This is a genomic window from Chryseobacterium sp. POL2, from assembly GCF_011058315.1.
Lineage (GTDB): Bacteria > Bacteroidota > Bacteroidia > Flavobacteriales > Weeksellaceae > Soonwooa.
Window position 1 is genome coordinate 1743146 of sequence record NZ_CP049298.1, and the last position, 22039, is coordinate 1765184.

A 22039-nucleotide genomic window follows, 5' to 3' on the forward strand; every position below is an offset into this window, starting at 1 on the left:
TCTAGTTTTTTTTCTTTTTTTGTCTCAAAACATACAAATACAAACTTTCCACTTTAGCTCGTGCCCAAGGTGTTTTTCGTAAGAATTTAAGAGATGAAGAAACACTCGGATTTTCACCTGTGAAGCATCGGATGTTGATTTGTTTGCCCAATTCTCCATAACCTTTGTAGTACTCCAAGAGTTCTTCCAAAATAGCATCTAATCGTTTTCCGTGCAAAGGATCTTTTGAGTTTTGGTCCATAATTTTTTTTGTAAAAATACTAAAACTAAAGCCATTTTTAGAATGGATTAAATATTGATTTTTTTGAATAAAATAGTATTTTAGCAAGATTGGAAAAGCATTTAATTTGCTATGAAAATTGAGCCGAAATGAGCAAAAACAACGAAGCCAACAGAAAAAATCACAAAAAGAAACTCGATCAAAAGAAACGTAAAATTCAGAATGCTGAGGCTGAAAGAAAAGCACGTTTAAAACAAATTAGAGAAGATTTTAAAGCGAAGGAAAGCAACGATAACAACTAATAATTTATGAAAATTTTACATACTGCAGATTGGCATTTGGGCAAGCGTTTGGATAGTTTTTCCAGATTGGAAGAACAAATTGATGTCATGAATGAAATTGTTGCAATTGCTGATGAACAAAAGGTTGATGTCGTGTTGGTTGCTGGAGATTTGTTCGATAATTTTAATCCAAGTGTGGAAGCAGTGGAGTTGTTCTATAAAACCCTGAAAAAGCTTTCTAACAACGGAAAACGCCCAGTAATTGCCATTGCGGGAAATCACGATTCGCCCAGTTTAATAGATGCACCAGATCCTTTGGCAAGAGAATGTGGAATTATTTTTATTGGTTATCCACAAGCGAAAATTCAGAAATTTGATTTAAATGATTTTAAAATCACAAAATCGGAAGAAGGCTTTTTAGAATTAAAACTAAGTGATTTTGATTATTCTATTCGTGTTATTCATACGCCTTACGCCAACGAAATCCGTTTAAAACAATATTTGGGCGAGAATAAAGAAGAAGCTTTGAATGAAGTTTTAGCCAATCATTGGAAGAAAATTGCCGATGAATTTTGTGATGAAAAGGGCGTGAATATTTTGACGACACATCTTTATATGAACAAGCGTGGCGCAGCACTTTTAGAAGAACCCGAAGGTGAAAAACCTATAAAAATAGGAAATGCAGACATGGTGTATTCTGAAGCAATTCCAACTCAAATTCAATATACAGCTTTGGGGCATTTGCATGCTTTTGCAAATATCGGCACAGAGGAAAAACCTGTTGTTTACAGCTCTTCACCTCTTTGTTATAGCTTTTCGGAAGCTGGGCAAACCAAATATGTTTCGGTCATCGAGGCTTTCCCAAACCAAGGCGTTTCCTTTAATAAAATTGAATTACAATCAGGTCGGAAAATGGTTCGAAAAAGCTTTGATAATATCGATGAAAGTATTGTTTGGCTCGAAGAAAATCCCAATACTTTGGTGGAACTTACAATTGAATCTGATTCGTTTTTAAAAGCTGAAGAACGAAAAAGAATTTACCAAAGTCACGATGGCATTATTTATTTAATTCCAAAAGTTAAAAATAATGAAAATCAAAATTTTACAACTCAAGAAATCGACATCAGCAAAGATTTAGAAACTCTTTTCATTGATTATTTCAAATCAAAAAACGCGAACCAAGAACCCAATGAAGAACTTATGAAAATTCTTCAAGAAATTAAACAAGCCTAAATGATTCCACAAAAACTCACTATAGAAGGACTTTACTCGTATCAAGATCGCCAAACTATCGATTTTTCGAAATTGACACAAGTTGGCTTGTTCGGAATTTTCGGAGCTGTAGGTTCGGGAAAATCATCCATTTTGGAAGCGATTTCTTTTGCGTTATATGGAGAAACTGAACGTCTCAACGCGCGTGACAAAAGGGCTTATAACATGATGAACCTAAAATCTAATCGCTCATATATCGAGTTCGATTTTTTGAATCATGAAAACAAATTGTTTCGAGCTACGCGAGAATACAAAAGAAATTCCAAAAATTTTGAAGATGTAAAACCAGCTTCCGCCATATTTTACGAATTTAAAAATGGAAATTGGCAACCGCTAGAACACACCAATGCAGAAGAAATCATTGGTTTAACCTATACCAATTTTAAACGTACTATAATTATTCCGCAAGGTCAGTTTAAAGAGTTTTTGGAGTTGGGAGAGATGGAGAGGACAAAGATGATGAAAGAAATTTTCAATCTTCATCGTTTTGATTTGCAAGATGAAGTGAGTAAATTGACTAAGCAAAATCAATCTTTATTAGACCAAATGCAAGGTCATTTGCAAGGTTTTGAAAGCGTTTCAGAAGAAGGAATTTCGGTTTTGAAAAATCAACTTTTTGAGCAAAAAGAAACTACTGCAAAAATTCAGAAAGAATTTAATCTCATTAATGATAATTTCCAGCGTTTAAAGGCTTTAAAAACTGATTTTGAAAGTTTGATTCAAAAGAAAAATGACTTTCAGAAACTGAATGAGAAAAAAATTGAAATGGAAACCCAAAAACAAGAATTAGATATTTTTGAAAAGGTTTATAATGCTTTTTTTCAACTCTTAAAAGATCAAAAAAGATTTCAAACAGAATTGAAAACTCATCTTTCCGACAAAGATATTCAACAAGGAAATCTAAAGCAACTTCAAGCTAAAGTGGATGAGGTTTTACAAAAAATAGAAGTTTTAAAACCGGAATTTGAACAGCTTTCCCATAAAAAAGTGGAAGAAAATGATTTAGGATTTTTAATTCAAATTAAAACTTTTGAAACTGAAATTGAAGAAATTAAAAAGCGCACTAAAAAAGGCTTTTATAAAGTAGAAGAAGTAAAAGAACTGGAAAAAACAATTTCAGAATTTATACAAAAAACAGAAAAAGAAATTCAAGAACTATCAAAAAATCGAATAGATTCTCAAATTTTAATGAATGTTGGAAACTGGTTTACGAATAATGAAAACTTGCAGCGGAATTTTAAAAATCAGCAGCAGAAAATTCAAAATTTAGAAATTCAAAACTCAGAAGTTTCTGAAGAGTTGAGCGTTTTAAAAGTGAATGAACAGACTTTTACTGAAGATTTTAAAATCCAATTGGAAACTTTAGAAACGAAAAAGAAAAACTTAGAATCACAAAAAAATCATTTTAAAGTTCAGGAACAATTATCGCAATATGCGCATCAGCTGCACGATGGCGAAGCTTGTCCACTTTGTGGCGCTTTGGAACATCCCAATATTGTGGAAATAGAAGATATTTCTGCACATTTGAATTCTGTTGTACAAAAAATTTTGGATGCAGAAAACGAGCAAAAATCAATACGAAATCTTCAAACTCAGGTTGAGAAAATTATTTTTAAAAAGCAGAATTTCGCAGAACAATTGAAGACAGAAAAGCAAAGTTTAGAAGCTTTGAATACTCAAATTTTGGAGCATCAGAAAACTTTTATTTGGGAAGAATTTGAAGCCAACAATCCTGAATTTTTTATTAAGAAAAAAGCGGACGCTGCAGATTTGGAAACGCAAATTAATTCTAAGAATGAAGTCTTGAAACAAAAACGCGTGGACTTAGAAAACGAGAGAAAAAGTTTAGAAAAATTTGCCAAAGCCCTGCAACAGTTTGAGTTGGAAGAAGCGCGAAAATCTACTCAAATTCAGCAAAATAAAATGCATTTAAAAGTTTTAAAATATGATGATTTTAAAACAGAAAATTCTGAAAATTTGATTTTGCAATTGAATGATTTAAAAGCTAAAAATCTTGCAACAGAACAAAGTTTCAATCAATTCAATAAAGAATTAGGAGAATTGAATCCGAAATTGGCTTCACAAAAAACAGCTTTAGAATTATTGGATAAAAGAATTCTTGAGCTTCAAAAAGAATTGGAAAGTTTAAACAATCAAATTTCTGCGAAGCTTGTTGAGGAAAAAATTGATTCTATGGAAAAAGTGGACGAGATTTTGGCGTTGCCAATTGATATTCCAAACCAAAGAAAAGAAATTCAAAACTTTAGCATTGCCTTTGAAACTTTGAAAAATGGAATTGCTGAACTGGAAATTAAACTCAAAGATTTTTCTTTCGATGATAATCAATTTTCGGAAACTGAAAACCAATTTAAAACCAAAGAAAAAGAATTGTTGGAAGCGAATACCTTGCAAACCAAAACTTCTGCTGAAATTGAAAGACTTGAGAAAGAATTTAAGAAAAAAGAAGAATTATTACAGGAATATTCAACGCTGGAAAAACGAGCTGAAAATTTAAAAACCATGTTCAATCTCTTTAAAGGAGCGGGTTTTGTGAATTTTGTTTCTTCCATCTATCTCCGTCAACTTTGCGATCAGGCGAATGTTCGTTTCCACAGAATGACGAGAAATCAATTGAGTTTGCACTTGGATGATAAAGGGAATTTTGAGATTATTGATTATTTGAACGAGGGAAGAAGTAGGAGTGTGAAAACGCTTTCTGGAGGTCAGGCTTTTCAAGCCTCTTTAAGTTTGGCTTTGGCGTTGGCGGAATCTGTACAAACCAATGCTAAAGCAGAAAAAAACTTTTTCTTTATTGATGAAGGTTTTGGAACCCAAGATACCGAGTCGGTAAATATTGTTTTTGAAACCCTTACAAGTCTTCAAAAGGAAAACAGAATTGTAGGAATTATTTCCCATGTGGAAGAATTAAAAGAGCGAATTCCCATGTCTCTAAGCATCGAAAAAGATGAGGAAAAAGGGAGTAAAGTGCTTGTTTCTTAATTGAATTTATAAAAATAAATAAATCTGAGCCTTGTTAGAGCTTCTGCTTATCTGCTTTTGCAATAGGGATAGAAGCGGCTATCCTTTTGGCTTGGCGTGAGGTGGCGGAGCGTAGCGGAGCCATCCGAGCGGCAAGCTAAAAGATAATAGCGAATAGCCCGACCCGAGTGTTGGATGAGTGGCTGCGAGGGAATTGCCCTAATAAAATTTTAGAATTTACGCGCTTTTGCAAGCATGGGAATCGAGATAAGCCCCATAACCAACATGATGCAAATCTGCAGCGGCAAAGAAATAAATGAATAAATAAGTCCAATCTCTCCACCCAAGTGTGCATCTTTGCCCATGGAAAGAAACAACGCCATAAAACCAAATTTCATTGCGAGATTGAATGCGCCAATGCCTCCACTTGCAGGAATGATCATCCCAAGCGTACCAACAACCAAAATGAAAAAACCGTCGGCAAAGCCGAAATCGGACGTTTCGGGAAGTGCAAAGCAAACCAAATAAGCCGCCAAATAATAGCTCACCCAAATAGCAATGGTATAAATAAAGAATTTTAGTTTTTGTTTTAATTTAAAAATCGATGTTAGTCCATTGAGAATACCATCTATAAAGCCAACTATTTTCCCAATAACAGGAAGGCTTCTAAGTCTTTTTCGAAGTGCTAAAAACAATAATCCAGCACCAATTAAAATACCCAAAACCAATCCTATTTTGTTTGGATTAATCTTAGCGCCCGATTGTTGGTAAAAGGCTAAAATCGCATCGTATTTAAAAATCAGAGTAAGACCTAAAAAAACCAACATACAAACCAAATCGATAACACGCTCCAAGATAATTGTCCCAAAAGATTTATCAACCGGAACTTTTTCTACGCCGTAAAGCGCTGTCGCCCGGGCCACTTCCCCACTTCTGGGAATGGTTAAATTCATGAGATAACCGAATGATATGGACCACAAAGAATTGGCATTTGAGATTTGGTATCCCATAGGTTCTAGAAGTAGATTCCAACGGATGGCACGAAACCAATAGGCCAACAACCCGAACACTGCCGCAAAAAGTACCCACAAATAATTGGCTTTTGCCAAAGATGTTTTGATGACATCAAAGTCTAATCCGCGCAAAGCTAGCCAAAGGAAAAATCCTGCAAATACAATAGAAATCGCAATACTTAAAAATTTTTTGAGAGGACTTTTGGATGTGTTCTCCATTCGGTTAAGTTAAAAGGTTGGTTTCTTCGTTCGGGAAAACAATTTTGGGTTGGAAAGTTTTGGCTTCTTCAGGCGTCATTTGTGCATAGGCGATGATAATCACGGTATCGCCTTTGTGCACTTTGCGCGCGGCAGGTCCATTAAGGCAAATCTCGCCAGATCCTCTTTTACCTTTTATAACATAGGTGTCAAAACGTTCGCCATTGTTAACATTCACGATATAGACTCTTTCGCCTACGATAAGCCCTGCGGCATCGATAAGATCTTCGTCAATGGTAATACTTCCGATATAGTTAAGATCCGACTCGGTAACTTTTACACGGTGAATCTTGGATTTGAAAACTTCTATTAACATGCTGCAAATTTACTACAAATATGTATTTTCTAATAAAAACTCGTCTTAAATTATTATTATCTCCAAAAATAGTTTAAGCTAAGTTTAATATTAAAATTCAAGAATTAATAATTTGCAACTGTAAAAGACAAATATTGCTAATATCCTTATTCTATGGTGATAATGACTTAACATCATTTAAAAAAAGCCCATTATTTGGCGAAAATTCAAATTATCATATTTACAGCATTATGAAATAAATATTATATTTTTCTTTAAAAAAGGCAAAAACACTTGTGTGAAATGAAAAAAGTTTTATATTTGCTATAACAACATAACTTTAATCACATATAATTATGAACAAGTCTGAATTAATCGATGCAATCGCGAAAGATGCAGAAATCACAAAAGTAGCTGCTAAGAAAGCTTTAGAATCATTTATTAGCAATGTTACAACAACTTTGAAAAAGAAAGAAGGTAAAGTATCTCTAGTAGGATTCGGGACTTTCTCGGTATCGGAAAGAGCTGCAAGACAAGGTATCAACCCTGCAACAAAAAAGCCAATCAAAATTGCTGCTAAAAAAGTGGCAAAATTCAAAGCTGGAGCTGACTTAGCTACTGCAGTAGCTGGCGCAAAGAAAAAATAATTCTTGATTCTTTATACAGAACACATCAGGCTTTCCATTGGAAAGCCTGTTTTTTTATTTTAGTTATTAAATTTAATTGCTTTTGCAGGAATTCCGACTGCTGTACAATTAGACGGAAGAGATCTTGAAACGACTGCACCAGCACCTACTATCGTATTCTCTCCAATTTTCAGCTGATTGATAATTTTTGCCCCAGTTCCTACATACACAGAATCTTCAATATCTACTTCTCCAGAAATATTCACAGATGGCATAAAAGATGAATACTTACCTATAGTTACGTCATGTCCAACTGTACAATATAAATTAAGTATCACAAAATCTCCAACACTAATATTACATGTTAAAATTGATCCCTCGCAGATAATCGACCCTTTCCCTATAAAAACCTCATCATTCGAAATAGAGACATTTGGATGAATAAGCTTTGGATAACTAACATTTTTATTAGTTATTAGTTTTATAATTTGGGCTTTTAATTTGGGTTCTCCAATTGATATTGCAATATCTAATTTATTATGCCAGCCATTCAATTCTGCTAACCCCCCGAGGTTAGGAATACCATTAATCTTCTCACCAATCTCATAAGCATCATCAAAAAAACCAAGTAAGTTATATGTATTCGGTTTATCTCTATTGATTGCATCAATTATCGTTTTCACTTCACGACCAAAGCCTCCTGCTCCAAAAATCGCAATATCTTTCATTTATTTTATTATTAATTTTTACCATTAAAAGCTTCGATACTAACTTGACCTTCCTGCGAAATTCCTTCTCGGATTAAGACTTTTTTTATTGTTAAAAAGAATATTCTACAATCCAAAACAAAGCTGATATTATCAACATACTCTACATCCAAAGCTAACTTTCTGGTCCACGAGATGGCATTTCGTCCGTTAACTTGAGCCCAACCTGTTATTCCAGGTTTTAACTCGTGACGGCGTTTTTGTTCTGTACTATAAAGCGAGATATATTCTGGCAACAAAGGCCGCGGACCTATAAGACTCATATCACCTTTGATGACATTGATTAATTGCGGAATTTCATCAATAGAGGTTTTCCGCACGATAGCCCCTATTTTTGTTAACCGCTGACTATCGGGAAGCAGTTGTCCTTCACGGTCTTTTTTGTCATTCATGGTTTTGAATTTGATGATTCTGAAAATCTTCTCGTTCTTACCTGGACGTCTTTGTAAAAAGAATGGTTTCCCTTGATTGGCAAAATATAAACCTATCGTCACCACAATCAAAACTGGTGATAGTAAGACCAAGGCTACACTTGCAATCACAAAATCTAAAATTCTTTTTATAAAGTTTTTATACATATTTCGTTTTTTACTTTTTAAATCTAAAAAGCTTTTATTTCTTAACTGAATTAATTTAATAATCCTTGATATTCTCCCAAAAGTGCATCCCAAATTATCTGTTGTTGATAACGTTCTACAACCATTGGACGTGCGTTATTCTTTAAATTCTGAAAACGATTTTTATCGTCAATCAATCTCTGCATCGCTTGTTCCAGCGCTTTTTCATTTTTAACAGGAATAATGACGCCATTTTTGCCTTCTACAATTATTTCGTTGCAGCCATTAATATCAGAAACAATACTTGGCAATCCCATTGCACCTGCTTGCATCACAACGTTAGGAAAACCTTCCCTGTAACTAGGAAAAGTCAAGACATCTGACACCACCAAATAAGGCCGAACATCCGATTGCCAACCTGCAAGGATAATATTGGGATTGGACTTTATTTTTTTCATTGTGATTTCGGATAACGGATCCAGTTCTTCCTCAAAAGTGCCTACCAAAATAAGTTTAGCTTTAGAATTATTTTTAGAAATAGAGTCAAAAGCCGCAATCAATTCGTTAATACCTTTATCGCCGACCAGACGTCCGACAAATATAAAAACAAAATCATCTTGCTGAATATCTAATTCTTTTTTAAGATTTTCCAAGTCTTGTTTTGAAAGATTTTCAGGACTGAAATAATGGGTGTCAATCCCGTTAGACGAGCCGTTTCCGATGACTTTCAACTTCGAAGATGCTGTTAAGTGATGTTCCAAAATAAAATCCTCCAAACCTTTAGAATTGGGATAAACTTTGGTAGCCGCCGCATAAGTCAATTTTTCAACAGCCAAAAGAATCTTTCTTTTAAGACCTTTAGCCTCCATCAAAGGCAAACCTGCAACGGTATGCAAACGATGTGGAACTCCCGCCAAGCTTGCCGCTAACATACTTACAAGCCCTGCTTTTGGGGTGTGAGAATGTATAATTTCCGGATTTTCTCGCTTGAGAAATTGGTACATTTCCCATACAGCTTTTAGATCTTGCCAAGGTGTAATCTTCCGCGTCATCTCAATTGGATGTGTCTTAATCTCTAACAAATCCCCTACTTTTTCTAAAGCGATGGCATCTGATGAAACAGCCGTTAAATCAAAATACTGATTCATAAAAGTCAGTTGATTTCCCAAAAGTTTTTCTAAAGAAATGGGCACTGTGGTAACGCGGACAAGTTTTGCTTTTGACATATTTCTAAAAAACGCGGTAAAGATATTGATTTTTGAATTTTAAATATCTATCTCTATAAGTCTTTTGGTGGATATTTTTTCATCTTAAAATTGACGAACAAATATTTAAAAACAATAACTAAAAACAACCAAACATTATTAAAGCCAAATAAAGAAAACATTATCTTCGTAAAACCAAAGCAAATTTTATGAAAAAGATAATCTTAATACTATCCGTCGCAACACTCTTACATTCTTGCGTTGTTTCCACCGCAGCAAAAGCTGTAAAAGGCGTTGCAAAAGTCGGATACAAAGCCGTAAAAGGAACCGTAAACGGCATTAGCTGGGCTGTTAGCAAAGCCAATGGAAAAATAGATGAAGACCGCGTAGATGGCACTTGGAAAGTGGTTGGCGTTTACAAGGGTTCTTTCGAAGATTTTCAAAAAGATCAAAATCCAGACAATTCTTTCGCTACCGAATGTAATGATGCTTTTGATCAAATTATTTTTAAATCCAACCGCTCAAAATTCAAACCTGTCCACTGCAGCAACGAAGAAGAAAATTGGATTAAATATAAATTTGAATTCGGGAAAAATCCTTTGACCAAAGAAAAAGAAAATTATATCGAATACAACTCTAACAACTACATTACAGTGATTGATGTTAATAATAAAACGATGGTTCTGGAAGGTAACCTTATGTCCAAACTAGCTTTCTCAGGCGCCAAACTCTACCTTTTAGAAAAAGTAAAATAATTTTTAAACTCTAAAAATCTTTTGAGAAAATTATTACCCCTTGTCGTTATTTTTTTTATATACACTCCTATTTTTTCGCAAAACACGATGGTCTTTGTAGGCTCTTTCAATTGGGACAAAAACGAGGAAGGCATATATATTTTTGAACTCGACAGCATTACTGGAACGCTAACAAAAACCTCATCCGTAAAAGGAATTCTCAATCCATCTTTTCTTACATTATCCACTAATGGCAACTTTCTTTACGCTTGTACGGATAGCAAAACACCCAATGCTGGAAGCATCAGTAGTTTTAAATTTGATATTAAAAACAAAAAACTAAGTTATATAAACAGCCAAAAAACGGATGGTGAAAACCCTGTATACGTCAGTGTACACAACAATAGAAAATGGCTACTGAATGCTAATTACACAGAATCAAGTATTTCTATTTTTCCAATTGTGGAGGATGGGAGTATAGCAACACATGTTCAGCATTTTCAGTTTTCGGAAGGCAGCATTGACAAAAAAAGACAACAAAAATCACATTTACATTCGGCGGTGTTTTCTCCAAATTTTGATTATGCTTTTTTCACGGACTTAGGCGCTGACAAAATAAGAATTTTCAAATTTGAAAATGAAAATCCTAAACCGCTCCAACCAACCGAAATACCTGAAATTAAAAGCACCTTAGGAAGCGGTCCAAGACATCTCACATTCCATCCCAATGGGAAGTTTGTATATTGCATCGAGGAAATGGGCGGAAGCATCAGTGCTTACAAATTTGAGAATTCAAAGTTTGAAAACATACAAAACATTGCTACCCACAACAAGCGGTATAAAAAGGATTTTGATAATTCGGACATTCACATTTCGCAAGACGGGAAGTTTTTATACGCTTCCAATCGCGGAAAGGAAAATAATATTGCTATATTTTCTATCCTTGAAGATGGTCGCCTAGAAAACATTGGCTATCAGCGAACCAAAGGCAAACACCCTAGAACGTTCGCGATGGATGAATCTGGAAAATTCCTTATTGTAGCAAATACCCAAACGAGCAATCTCTCAGTATTTCGACGCGATTCTAAAACAGGATTATTGAAATTTCTTAACAAGGATACAAAAATTAAAAATGCTTCACATGTAATTATTAAGAAATATTGATTCTTTACTTTTCGCTGCTATTTAAAATTAAATCCTCTAAAAAACATTTAAAAAACAAAATTAGCCATCTGATACAACACGCAGTAACACCTTTACGTCCGTGTAATAGTTCCAGAAACAGGCACCATGGTACACCGAACTAAGGGATTATTGGTTGGGTCGTCTGGTCATCGTCACGGCTACAGGCAACCAACACAATTCCTGCTAAAAGAAGTACTACTAATTTTTTCATTATCAATAATTTTATGCTTTTTGTTGATACCAAAATTATTGTGAACACATTAGAACTACAATCCTTATAAATGAGGAATTTTATAATGTCATTTTTTTAAAAACCTACACGTTCTTAAAAGCAATTCGAAAATAGGGATACACCAAACAGCATTCTATAATTTGGATGTTTACTATTTGGTTTTCTTGGGCAAAATTTTTTGCTCCAAACAAAAGAGGTAAAAGCTCTATTGAGGCGCCCAGAACGACCATCTTTCTCCATTATATACAGCTAAGCGTTTTGCTCCTGGTTTAGAAACATAAACCATCATGCCTGGAGATGGACTCGGGATATTGTTAACATCGCTAACTATTGGCAATACCATTGCTTTGTCATTGGATTCAAGAACCAATACCCCATTAGCAGTGCTATTGCTAGAGCCTATAATCGCTTTAGAAGCGGGAGATTCTTGCAGATTGGTCTGTGTATTTAAGGTGGTGGTCAAATTAGCATTTTGTCCACTTAGGTCAACCCAAGTAGATCCGTTATAATATTTTACGCGTGATTGCGCTGGCACAACAGCATCTACAAGTATTGTCCCTTGTGTTGGAGAAGTTGGCAATGTGCGGACATAAGGCAATATGATACCTCTATTATTCGTATTTGCAAATTCCAAAAGCACATTGTTTTTATTAGCCGCTGTACCCTGTGAATCTCCAATAATAACCTGAGAATAAAAAAAGGCTGATAGCATTAGTGCAAAAAGAGACGAGAAAAATTTTATTTTAATTTTCATAGTTAAAATTTTATGGACAAGCTGGGACCGAAAAACACTTCCAGCTAGAATCAGAATATATTTTTAAACATTTTACTGTAGTATCAAAAACCATCATCCCTTCTTGTGGGGAAGTAATAGCAGCTAAACCGCTGGTTGGCACTCTCGTTATAACAAGTCCTTGCGTATTGGATTCTAAAACTGTATGAGCAGACTTTCGCATCATAGGCCAATTTCCATTCGCAGTTCCTGTTCTTTTCTGTAATGTTATGCCGTGTTTCGAATCTATCCCAGGAGAAATATTTGTAACGGTATTATAACAAACCGATTGCGTATCAGTATCTGTGGCTGTGTTATTTGATAGATCAGGATCAACACTATTGGCTGGTGAAGTAACCCTAGCGGTATTCGTTAAATTGCCTGTAAAAGAAACAGGAATATCGACCGTTATGGTGTAAGTTACTGTCCCTGTTAAAGGAAGGCTTATCACATCATTTATAGAACCTGTATTAACTCCCGTAATAGAAGTTGTTGCTCCGCCAGCAGCTGTTGCAGTATAAGACACATTCCCGGCAGGAATTCCGCTAGGTACAAGATCGGAGAAAGTAGCATCTTGAACCCCGAAAGGTCCATTATTCCCCACAACCACAGTGTAGGTTGTAGTGGTTCCGGGCGCATAAGTAGTTGTACCATTCGTTTTTGTTACATACAAATCACTTGTAAAAGCTATCGCAGCATTAGTACAATGCGCACCATCATTAGCACTACTTGCAGGAGAAGATGATATTAAAGTCCGTTGTCCATTTATAATATTAAATTGATAAAAACCACCTGTATTAACAGAACCAAATATTTCTCCTGTGGACGAAGCAAACATCGCTCCAAATGGAGAAATACTACTAGCCCCACCTAGTATTGTTACTGTTGCAGGGGTGGTTGACACATCAATTGAAGCAAGCCTACCATCAGCATTTACCACGCCATAAAGTTTATTATCTAGTTTTCTGTAAGCAAAATCAGAAATATTGATACTCTGTGAAATTGTTAAGGATGTGGCCGACATTGTTGTAAGATTTACTCGGTAGATGATATTATTAACACCAGATTGTTTAACAAAAAAATTACCTAAATGATCAAAATCTCCAGTATTAATCCCTCCTCCTACTGGCAAACCAGAAACAGCTCCTAAGACTGTGAACACCCCAGAAGCATTTATTCTCACAAGTTGATTTGTATTGTCTACTATACCATATATGAGACCATCTAATGGGTTCACTCCTATTGCATTTATAAAATTCGTATGACTTCCAATTGGCGGAAAAGTAAATGGATTGGTGGTCGTATTAATATTGTAAAGCGTTGAGCTCTGCGAGATATACATTGCTGAAGTACAGCCAAAAGAAGGCTCTACTACTGCGGTTATTTGGCAGACTGTAGAAGAATTACCTAGTCGAACTGTAACTGTCCTATTACCAGCCACACCTGTTCCGTTATACGTTACAGGAACTTCAACATAAGTTGAAGTTGATGTCACATTTACCTGATGAGAAGCAGTTGTAATGTCGGTTCCCGAAACATTAAGAGTGTAAGTTCCTGGTGTATAAATATCTGTAATAGGAATTCTAAGAGTTTTCGTTGATGCATAACCCGTAGAAAAAGCGGCATTTCCTTGAAATGCAGCGCTACCACAACTAAAGGTAAATGGTATATAATAAGGCACTGTCGCCAAATCAAGATTACCATACTCATTACTGCCTATGTTTATGGTTGCAACAGTTGTAGAAGCTCCTGTATTGATATTTATCCTATTAATCTGTACAGAGTTTGCGGAGCCTCCAGAAGATCCAAATATAGTAGCGGTATATACATTACCCTTTAAATAAGCCATACCTTGAATCCCACTTACTGTCGATGCGGGACCACTTAACTGCACAACTTTTGTAGCCAATCCTGTTGCAATAGCGATTTTGTACAAATACCTAGCTGTTCCTGCTGAGTTATTAAGAAACATATAGATATTATTTTCATAATCGAAAAATGTATCTGTCCCAAACGTAGTACCAGAAGCCCAATCCGTATCATTGGATGCCGGACCAATTGCTACAGTACTACCTGAAGGATAAATGGGATAAAGTGTTTTTGTATTGGATTGAAAACCATAAACTCTTCCAAAATAAGTCCCCGGTACATTATTAGTCCCCATTCCTCCAATAGGTACATTTGGAAGAGTGGCTGCCGGAGATATTATATTCCCATTTTTATATAATGAACTACTAGCTAAAGTGTTTGAATGTATAAACACTAAATTATTGGGATTTCCGCCAGGACTGTCATATCCTACAGCAAGATCACTCATATTCGCAGCGGTGGTTGCAATAGGTGAAGCTAAAGGCGTTGGAAGATTAACTGTCCCTGTAAGACTTGTTATATCATAAACTCTTCCCGTCCCCGCCAAAGACAAATAAAGCCTGTCAACTTGCTGTGACATAAGGAATTGACTCCCGCACATCAAAATTGTCAATAATAAAATTCTAAACATACATATCATATATTGCTTTTAGTTTTATATTATAAATTTTGCAAATATAATGCTTTAAAACTTCAAAATAACCAGAAAAACATTAAATTAAAAGGTCAAATTTAAAACCTTGATTACCATAACCAAAAGCACGCAAACCAGCTGCCATTACCCCTCTGTAAGTCAATTAAATACAACACAGAATATTGGCGCCCTCATAGAAAAACACCCCTCAAATTTTCTTAATTTCAAGCACAACGCACCAAACCAAACCAAACCAACGATCTATTATTAATAGAAAAAACGAAATAACAGAGCATTTATCAAATTATTTAGTTATAAAAAAGATAAAACCTAATTCCTAATGATAAATCCAAACTCATGTTTTTAATACAATTCACAACCCAATAATATCTTCCAATAATTGATTATTCTTATGAAATTCGAAAAAACACGATAGCTTCGAGATCGCTTAGCCTCGAAAAAATTATAATTAAACTTGGCAACAACTCATCACAAGCTAGGTATAACAAAAAATTCCAAAGTTTTTCAACCTTGGAATTTTCAATATAAAAAAGTTAAGTTTAATAATTAAAAAGCGCTTTGCCTTCCATTAACGCATTAACTTTAGTTTTTACAGAGTCTAAAACCTGTTCGTTTTTAATATTATCTACCACTTCCGAAATTAATGAAGCAATCACTTCCATATCATTTTCTTTAAGACCTCTTGTTGTAATTGCAGCAGTCCCTAACCTAATACCAGATGTTGTGAATGGTGATTTATCATCGAAAGGCACCATATTTTTATTACACGTGATATCTGCTTTTACTAAAGCTTTTTCGGTTTCTTTACCATTAACATTTTTGTTACGAAGGTCAACCAGCATAAGGTGGTTATCTGTACCGCCGCTTACAATATCGAAACCATTACCAATCATTGCTTTTGCTAAAGCCTGTGCATTGGCTTTAACTTGTTTAGCATAAACTTCGAATTGAGGATCGATAGCCTCTCCAAAAGCCACCGCTTTTCCAGCGATAACATGCTCTAGAGGACCACCTTGAATCCCTGGAAAAACCGCAGCATCCAAAACTTGGCTCATCATTTTGATATCACCTTTTGGCGTTTTGTGTCCGTAAGTGTTTTCAAAATCTTTACCCATCATAATCATACCACCACGAGGTCCACGAAGCGTCTTATGTGTTGTCGTCGTCACCACATGACAATGATCGAATGGATTATTAAGTAAGCCTTTAGCAACCAATCCTGCTGGATGCGCAATATCCGCCCAAAGGGTTGCACCAATTTCGTCAGCTACTTCACGGAATTTAGCATAATCCAAATCTCTAGAATAAGCAGAGAAACCAGCAATCATCATTTTTGGTCTTTCGCGAAGCGCTACCTCACGCATTTGATCATAATCGATAAGTCCGGACTCTCTTTCTACGCCGTAAGAAACAACGTCATACTGAATTCCTGAAAAGTTAACAGCAGAACCATGCGTTAAGTGTCCTCCCATAGAAAGATCCATACCCATGATTTTGTCGCCGGGCTTCAAAACTGCTAGATAAATAGCTGCATTGGCTTGCGAACCAGAGTGAGGTTGCACATTGGCATAATCAATCCCGAACAATTGCTTAGCACGTTCGATAGCTAAAGTCTCTACTTCGTCCACCACTTCGCAACCACCGTAATATCTTTTTCCAGGATAGCCTTCCGCATACTTGTTTGTAAGCACGCTTCCCATCGCTTTCATTACATTATCTGACACAAAGTTTTCTGATGCAATAAGCTCAATGCCATGTGTTTGTCTTTGTCTTTCTTTCTCGATAAGGTCGAAGATGATATCCTGATTCATTATATAACGATTTAAATTTTAATGTTGTACGAAATTAAGCCAAAACCAACTGAAAAACAAATTAACTTTTGGCTTTCAACAGCATCTGTACATTTTTTATCCTTCGCAACGCAACGACCTACAATCATCCATTAAAAACTTACAACTAATAATTTGCTTCTGGTCACAGGGCCAAGTCGAAACACCATCAACCAACAACTCAAAATTCCTCATGCATCACGTCCAAAATAACCTCATATTCAAAACCTTTAGAAATTAAAAACTTTATGATTTTATTTTTCTTTTTAAAAGTGTTGGTCTCTTTGATGTTATCTTGCTGCTTTTCAATAAAACTTCGAATCGTTTTTTTATAATCATTATCATCTATTTCGTCCCAACAACGACTGATAAGTTTCTCAGAAATTTGTTTTTGTTTTAGGTTGAGTTGGATTTTGTAGCGTCCCCAATGTTTCATGTAAAATTTCCCTCGGATATAACTTCGCACAAAGCGTTCTTCATCGAGATAACGCTCTTGGATGAGATAAAGAAGAATTTCATCTTTAGCCTCAGGGATTAATAAGAAATCTCGTATTTTCTGCTCCACTTCATAATGGCAACGATCCTGATAAACGCAGTAGTTTAACATTTTCTGTTTTATCTCTTCAAAAGTATAAGATTTCTTTTCCATAGCATTTTCCATCCAATTTAACTTATCCTCACAAAGAACGAAATTTCTGCGTTCTACGCCAAATGTTTAAAAAGTTGAGGGCGTCACAAAACGAAGTCGAAATACCCAAACATTCTAATGTTTATATTCCTTATCAATCATTGTAATAACACCTTGCATCTGAGTAATACAAGTCTGATAGTTATTGATGATATGATCGACGCCTGAAAGATAAATTTTACTTCTATTTTTAATAGGTTCCGAAGAAATAATTTTTAAAAAATTCCCTTTTGGAAAATCCACCGAATGATCAAAAATATAATCTGCATATTTAAGCTTTTGCGCTTTGTAGAAATCCGTAGAAGTCACCAACAAAGGAATATCTTCTTCATACAAATCGAGAATTGCGTTCTGAAGTTCATCGTGTTCTATAAATCCTATTTTCCCAGAAGATTTAAAACCCTGATAGCGACCTTGGTTGCCTGTAAAACCTGTAAAATTGAATAAATAATCTTTATTAGCATCGATAGAATCTTGGGAAGCCAAACTACCAGCGGGAATATTTGCTACATACGAAAAGAAACGTTTCTGCTTTTTATAGGCTTCCATATCAGTTGACAACTCTTTGATGTCTTTGTTAAGATCGACCTTCAAACCTAATAAAAAATGCTTAACCTCGAGCTGCTCGACACGATCCTCATTCCAGGCATGAAAAGCTATTGAGACAGAAACTGCGAAAATAATAATCACAATCTCCATGGCTATTTCCTTTATTTTGTGCCCAGCTTTATGCTCCTCGGATTTTGCGGTTTCATAAATTTTTTTGGTAGATTTTGCTACTTCTAGTTCAGCCATGCGTAATAGTTTAGTTTTTATTAATAAATAGGAGCTACAAATATAAAAAATCAAATTGCCTAGTAAAAAAACTTTCTCAATAAAATTATCATCAAACTTAAAATTAAAGCTTACTTAAAGCCAGTCCAGAGTATGGATAAAATATAAAGAAGCAATAAAAAGACGGACACAGAGCTTGCAAAAATAACCACCTTGTCATTCAGCACGAAGTGAAGAATCTCAAGCATTCATCAATTTCAAAATTCATAAAAACAAAAAAAGCAATCTTTACGACTGCTTTCTAAATATTATTAAATTTTATTCTGAGTATTCTGATGTTTTTTTGCCTCCATTTTTTTCTTCCTTTCGTAGATAACCTCAACGATTTTTCCACCAATCCAGGAAAAAGGAAAAAAGACTAAAAATATTGAAATTTTATAAAATGTGGGATGATAGGGATAGATAATAATATCAAGCATCGCAATGAAAAGCATGATAAAACCAATCAAAATAGCATAAGCAACTTTGGCATACTTTACAATAAGCGCCGTTATCACACCGCCAATGCTAACGCCCAGCCCACCAAAAAATAATAAAGCAGCAAAGAAAGCCCCCTCATGCTGAACCTCAACAAGAAGTTGTTTCCAATGCTCAAATGGTGCAAACTCTTTGTAGGTAATCCAACTTGGATTGATACGAATACCCAACGAAATGATAAGGCCCGCTACAAGAAGTCCACAAAAAACACCAAATAAATTTCTAAAAAAATTCATTAATCGGCGTGTGCAATCATTGATATTTCGATGTCAACATTTTTCGGAAGGCATGATACCTGCACAGTTTCTCTAGCAGGAAAAGCCTCAGCATCCAGATAAGAGGCATAGATATCATTCATCACCGCGAAGTCGTCCATATTTTTCAAAAATATTGTCGCTTTCACAACATGACGAAATCCCAGTCCTGCTTCTGTTAGAATGGCTTCAAGATTTTTCATGACTTGATGTGTACTTTTTTCGATACCTTCTTCCAATTTTCCTGTTGCAGGATCCACAGGAATCTGCCCCGAAATATACAAAACGCCATTAGCCATATTGGCTTGTGAGTATGGTCCAATTGCGGCAGGAGCATTATTAGTATTAATAATCTTTTTCATAGTTTATTTAAGGTTTATCGGCTACAAATCTAAGAATTTTTATCAACTCCTTAGAAGCTGCTTTTCGGTTGTGTAAAGCTTCGGTCCTTATATTTAATCGCGTCACTTAAGATATTGGCTTTGATACCGATGAAGAAATCATAGACCTTATAAAAACCAAAAGGAACCCAGTTAAAGTTAATCGTAAAACTACGCTGATCCCTAGAAAACCCAAGAGAGGTTTGCGATATTTCTTTGGTTACAAAGTCGTAAGAAGCCCTTCCTGTAATATTCCAAAAAGGCGTTAGTTTGATATTACCATTTAGCCCAACAGTTGCCATTTTGGAACCAAACATAGACAATCCTCGTGTGTACGCATAGTTGGCATTAATACTCAAACTCCAAGGCTGATCAAATCTGGCATAATTATCATCATCAAAATAATAATTCTCGTTTCGGATTTCCCCTTTCTTTTTATAAAGTTTGGCATAGTCATCTTTCTTCCCAAATATCTCATCACTCAACGAGTAAGACAATTGCATATTAAATCCTTGTACGCTAAAATGTCCGAAATCCTCTGTACGAATACCATTATTACCCGTAGCATCATACAAAATCTTATACGGCTCCAGAGTCAAAGTCGTGTTAAGTGTCATTTTACTGTTAAAGAAAGAGGATTGCGAGCTGATGTTAACAACCGACCATTTATTCTTTTCCGCTGCAAAGTTGTAGTTTCCAGAGATGTTAAGATTTTCAAAGAGTTTAATTTTTTTCACCCCAGTAGAGTCTGATTTAGAACGAACTTTCATTTCTAAATTATTGGCGATGTTAAACCCGATACTTTGGGTCAATCCCTGACCTGGCGAACCATAAATACCGCCTTCAAAAATGGAGTATTTGGTCATCTCTCCTCGGGAACCAAAATACTCTTTGTAATAACCCCAATTTTTCGCAGCAAAATCTGGGGTATAATTAAAACTAAGACTTGGTGTTACCATGTGTCGTACCGCCTCAACCATGGAACCTTTTTTAAAGTTCAAAAATTTATATAAGACAGTCTGCAAACTCGCTGATGTAGAGAAGGTCGAAAATCCAGCAAACTGATTTTTTGTGATATTATCAACTCGATCTGTTAAGATGTTGTAGCGTTTCTCCAGGGTTTTGGTAGTCAAGACATTGTCAACATTCGCACTCAAAGTGAATGTAAAATATTTTGCAATACTCGTATTGGTCGCCAACGCAATATTGTTACGAAGTCCCGTCTTCATGTCTTGCCACATCTTATCTTTGAACAAGTCCTCTTCTCTGGTTTGCACATAATTACTTAATGACAAGCCGGTATTTACCGTTAAATTTTCTAGTAAGCCTGTACGGACACCGGTTTTAGGTTTAAATAAGTAAAACTGACTCATTGCCACCGTGACATCCGGCAAGCGAATATCGGTAAGTCCCGTTGCAAAGTTCTGAGAATAAGTCGCATTGGCATTGATGGTTATTGGCAAACTTAAAAACCGTTTTTGCAAACTAATTCTGGAAGTTTGGCTCGTCTTTAAGTTCTCATTATTGTAAATATAATTGTTATTCAGAAGGTTGTTATAAAACTTCTGACTCGTAATATCTACCGCCGCATTGAAGGTGAATAATGGATTAGCCTTGCTGTCTTGTTGATGTGTCCAAGCAATTTTATAAGTTGAAGATTTAGAATAATCATCAAGACCTTTTATACCTCGGATAACTGTCCCAATCTCCGCATTAAAACGACCGTTATATCTATATTTCTTGAGATAATTAACTTCAGGCCTCAGATTCCAGCTCCCTTTGGTATAAAGATCGGACAAGATTTTAAGATCAAAATGCTCACCTATCGGCTGATAATAGCCCAAACCATTGAGGAAGAAACCAACATCCTGACGTTCCCCAAAACTCGGAATCAAAATTCCAGCAGAACGCTTATCCGAAAATGGTAAAATAGCAAAAGGCATCACCAAAGGTGTCGGTACTTGCTCGATATACATCTGGATAGGCCCTGTTACTACCTGGGAATTTTCTTTACCTTTTATCAATTTAATATTAGGCGCCAAAAGGTAATAATCCGCTATCGTATCTTTTTTCTTGACAAAATACTCATCGGTCGTATATTTTCCATTGCGCATAAAAAACACCGAATCATTATACTTTTTGGTTTTCTCGGCAACGATAACGCCTTCGCTCTCCTCCGTTCTGGCATTGAAAGCTACAGCCTGTCGGGTTTTGTAATTATAAATTACCTCGTCATACTCGAAGGTCTTGCCACCTTGCGTCGCTACAGCAGGCGTGGTAACGCGTCCTTTTTCGTCCAATCCACCACGCGCATATATTTTGCTACTCGACCAGTCGATACGGATATAGTCGGCATCAATCTGCATATCTTGATAAACCACTTGCGCATTTTTATCCAAAAAGGTCTGCTTGGTAGAAAAAGAGTTACGCTCGACATCGGCTTTAGTTTTCACAACATCATCCAATTGTTCCTTGGCAGGAATGCTATCATTCTTGCGAATAGTATCTTGTTTAGACCTAATTTCAATAGTTTTAGCCTCATTATTCTGTGCTAAAATATTGTTAAAAATTAGGAAAATTAAAAATAGTAGTATATTTTTGAAAATGCTTTTGCCCAAATCAGTACATCTGTAATTCGGGTCAAAATTAATTAATTT

General features: G+C 35.5%; 20 protein-coding genes. 6 read left to right on the forward strand and 14 right to left on the reverse strand.

All coding sequences use genetic code 11. The features are described from left to right. Nucleotide 1: 1 nt before the first annotated feature. On the reverse strand, nucleotides 2-241 hold the full coding sequence (locus G6R40_RS08075) for a VF530 family DNA-binding protein (protein WP_165133919.1): 240 nt from the start codon (nucleotides 239-241) through the stop codon (nucleotides 2-4). 128 nt (nucleotides 242-369) lie between these two features. On the opposite strand from G6R40_RS08075, the gene G6R40_RS08080 reads away from it, so the two are divergent. The 3 genes from G6R40_RS08080 to G6R40_RS08090 are packed head-to-tail and all read left to right on the forward strand — an operon-like array spanning nucleotide 370 to nucleotide 4773. Next, on the forward strand, nucleotides 370-522 hold the full coding sequence (locus G6R40_RS08080) for a hypothetical protein (RefSeq protein WP_165133922.1): 153 nt from the start codon (nucleotides 370-372) through the stop codon (nucleotides 520-522). Nucleotides 523-528: 6 nt separating this feature from the next. Then, nucleotides 529-1734 carry an exonuclease SbcCD subunit D gene (locus G6R40_RS08085; RefSeq protein WP_165133925.1) on the forward strand — a complete coding sequence of 402 codons (1206 nt, stop codon included), beginning with the start codon at nucleotides 529-531 and terminating at the stop codon, nucleotides 1732-1734. Then, a complete protein-coding gene (locus tag G6R40_RS08090; protein ID WP_165133928.1) occupies nucleotides 1735-4773 on the forward strand; it encodes an AAA family ATPase in 3039 nt (1012 codons plus the stop codon). A gap of 209 nt (nucleotides 4774-4982) precedes the next feature. Here G6R40_RS08090 and G6R40_RS08095 read toward each other — a convergent pair whose 3' ends face one another. Next, the gene (locus tag G6R40_RS08095) at nucleotides 4983-5984 is read right to left on the reverse strand and encodes a lysylphosphatidylglycerol synthase transmembrane domain-containing protein (RefSeq protein ID WP_165133931.1); all 1002 of its coding nucleotides are present in this window, start codon (nucleotides 5982-5984) and stop codon (nucleotides 4983-4985) included. A 4-nt stretch (nucleotides 5985-5988) separates the two neighbouring features. Further along, nucleotides 5989-6339, reverse strand: a complete 351-nt coding sequence (panD, locus tag G6R40_RS08100; protein WP_165133934.1) for an aspartate 1-decarboxylase — start codon at nucleotides 6337-6339, stop codon at nucleotides 5989-5991. A gap of 335 nt (nucleotides 6340-6674) precedes the next feature. Between panD and G6R40_RS08105 the strand changes: the two genes are divergently transcribed. After that, nucleotides 6675-6965: an HU family DNA-binding protein gene (locus G6R40_RS08105; protein WP_079668296.1), complete on the forward strand. Its 291-nt coding sequence runs from the start codon at nucleotides 6675-6677 to the stop codon at nucleotides 6963-6965. A 59-nt stretch (nucleotides 6966-7024) separates the two neighbouring features. Here G6R40_RS08105 and G6R40_RS08110 read toward each other — a convergent pair whose 3' ends face one another. From G6R40_RS08110 to G6R40_RS08120, 3 genes are read right to left on the reverse strand one after another with little or no spacing between them, the layout of a single operon-like run. Next, a complete protein-coding gene (locus G6R40_RS08110; RefSeq protein ID WP_165133937.1) occupies nucleotides 7025-7672 on the reverse strand; it encodes an acetyltransferase in 648 nt (215 codons plus the stop codon). A gap of 11 nt (nucleotides 7673-7683) precedes the next feature. Next, nucleotides 7684-8289 carry a sugar transferase gene (locus G6R40_RS08115; RefSeq protein ID WP_165133940.1) on the reverse strand — a complete coding sequence of 202 codons (606 nt, stop codon included), beginning with the start codon at nucleotides 8287-8289 and terminating at the stop codon, nucleotides 7684-7686. A gap of 50 nt (nucleotides 8290-8339) precedes the next feature. Further along, a complete protein-coding gene (locus G6R40_RS08120) occupies nucleotides 8340-9494 on the reverse strand; it encodes a glycosyltransferase family 4 protein (RefSeq protein WP_165133943.1) in 1155 nt (384 codons plus the stop codon). Between the two features lie 188 nt (nucleotides 9495-9682). On the opposite strand from G6R40_RS08120, the gene G6R40_RS08125 reads away from it, so the two are divergent. Together G6R40_RS08125 and G6R40_RS08130 are read left to right on the forward strand one after the other, a co-directional pair. After that, a complete protein-coding gene (locus tag G6R40_RS08125; protein WP_165133946.1) occupies nucleotides 9683-10228 on the forward strand; it encodes a hypothetical protein in 546 nt (181 codons plus the stop codon). A gap of 87 nt (nucleotides 10229-10315) precedes the next feature. Next, a complete protein-coding gene (locus G6R40_RS08130) occupies nucleotides 10316-11371 on the forward strand; it encodes a lactonase family protein (protein WP_165133949.1) in 1056 nt (351 codons plus the stop codon). 458 nt (nucleotides 11372-11829) lie between these two features. Here G6R40_RS08130 and G6R40_RS08135 read toward each other — a convergent pair whose 3' ends face one another. The 8 genes from G6R40_RS08135 to G6R40_RS08170 form a co-directional block, all read right to left on the reverse strand. After that, complete coding sequence (locus G6R40_RS08135) at nucleotides 11830-12378, reverse strand: hypothetical protein (RefSeq protein ID WP_228455820.1); 549 nt, start codon at nucleotides 12376-12378, stop codon at nucleotides 11830-11832. A gap of 10 nt (nucleotides 12379-12388) precedes the next feature. Continuing rightward, the gene (locus G6R40_RS08140) at nucleotides 12389-14845 is read right to left on the reverse strand and encodes a DUF6923 family protein (RefSeq protein ID WP_165133952.1); all 2457 of its coding nucleotides are present in this window, start codon (nucleotides 14843-14845) and stop codon (nucleotides 12389-12391) included. A gap of 614 nt (nucleotides 14846-15459) precedes the next feature. Continuing rightward, complete coding sequence (glyA, locus tag G6R40_RS08145; protein WP_165133955.1) at nucleotides 15460-16731, reverse strand: serine hydroxymethyltransferase; 1272 nt, start codon at nucleotides 16729-16731, stop codon at nucleotides 15460-15462. A 199-nt stretch (nucleotides 16732-16930) separates the two neighbouring features. Beyond that, nucleotides 16931-17398, reverse strand: a complete 468-nt coding sequence (locus G6R40_RS08150; RefSeq protein ID WP_185670480.1) for a regulatory protein RecX — start codon at nucleotides 17396-17398, stop codon at nucleotides 16931-16933. Nucleotides 17399-17512: 114 nt separating this feature from the next. Continuing rightward, entirely contained in the window at nucleotides 17513-18232 is a 720-nt protein-coding gene (locus G6R40_RS08155) for a DUF6090 family protein (protein WP_165133958.1), read from the reverse strand. A 290-nt stretch (nucleotides 18233-18522) separates the two neighbouring features. Further along, the gene (locus tag G6R40_RS08160) at nucleotides 18523-18984 is read right to left on the reverse strand and encodes a hypothetical protein (RefSeq protein ID WP_165133961.1); all 462 of its coding nucleotides are present in this window, start codon (nucleotides 18982-18984) and stop codon (nucleotides 18523-18525) included. After that, nucleotides 18984-19364: a RidA family protein gene (locus G6R40_RS08165; protein ID WP_165133964.1), complete on the reverse strand. Its 381-nt coding sequence runs from the start codon at nucleotides 19362-19364 to the stop codon at nucleotides 18984-18986. The genes G6R40_RS08160 and G6R40_RS08165 overlap by 1 nt, the downstream gene beginning before the upstream one ends. Nucleotides 19365-19414: 50 nt before the next feature. Then, the gene (locus G6R40_RS08170; protein ID WP_165133967.1) at nucleotides 19415-22000 is read right to left on the reverse strand and encodes a putative LPS assembly protein LptD; all 2586 of its coding nucleotides are present in this window, start codon (nucleotides 21998-22000) and stop codon (nucleotides 19415-19417) included. Between the last annotated feature and the right edge of the window lie 39 nt (nucleotides 22001-22039).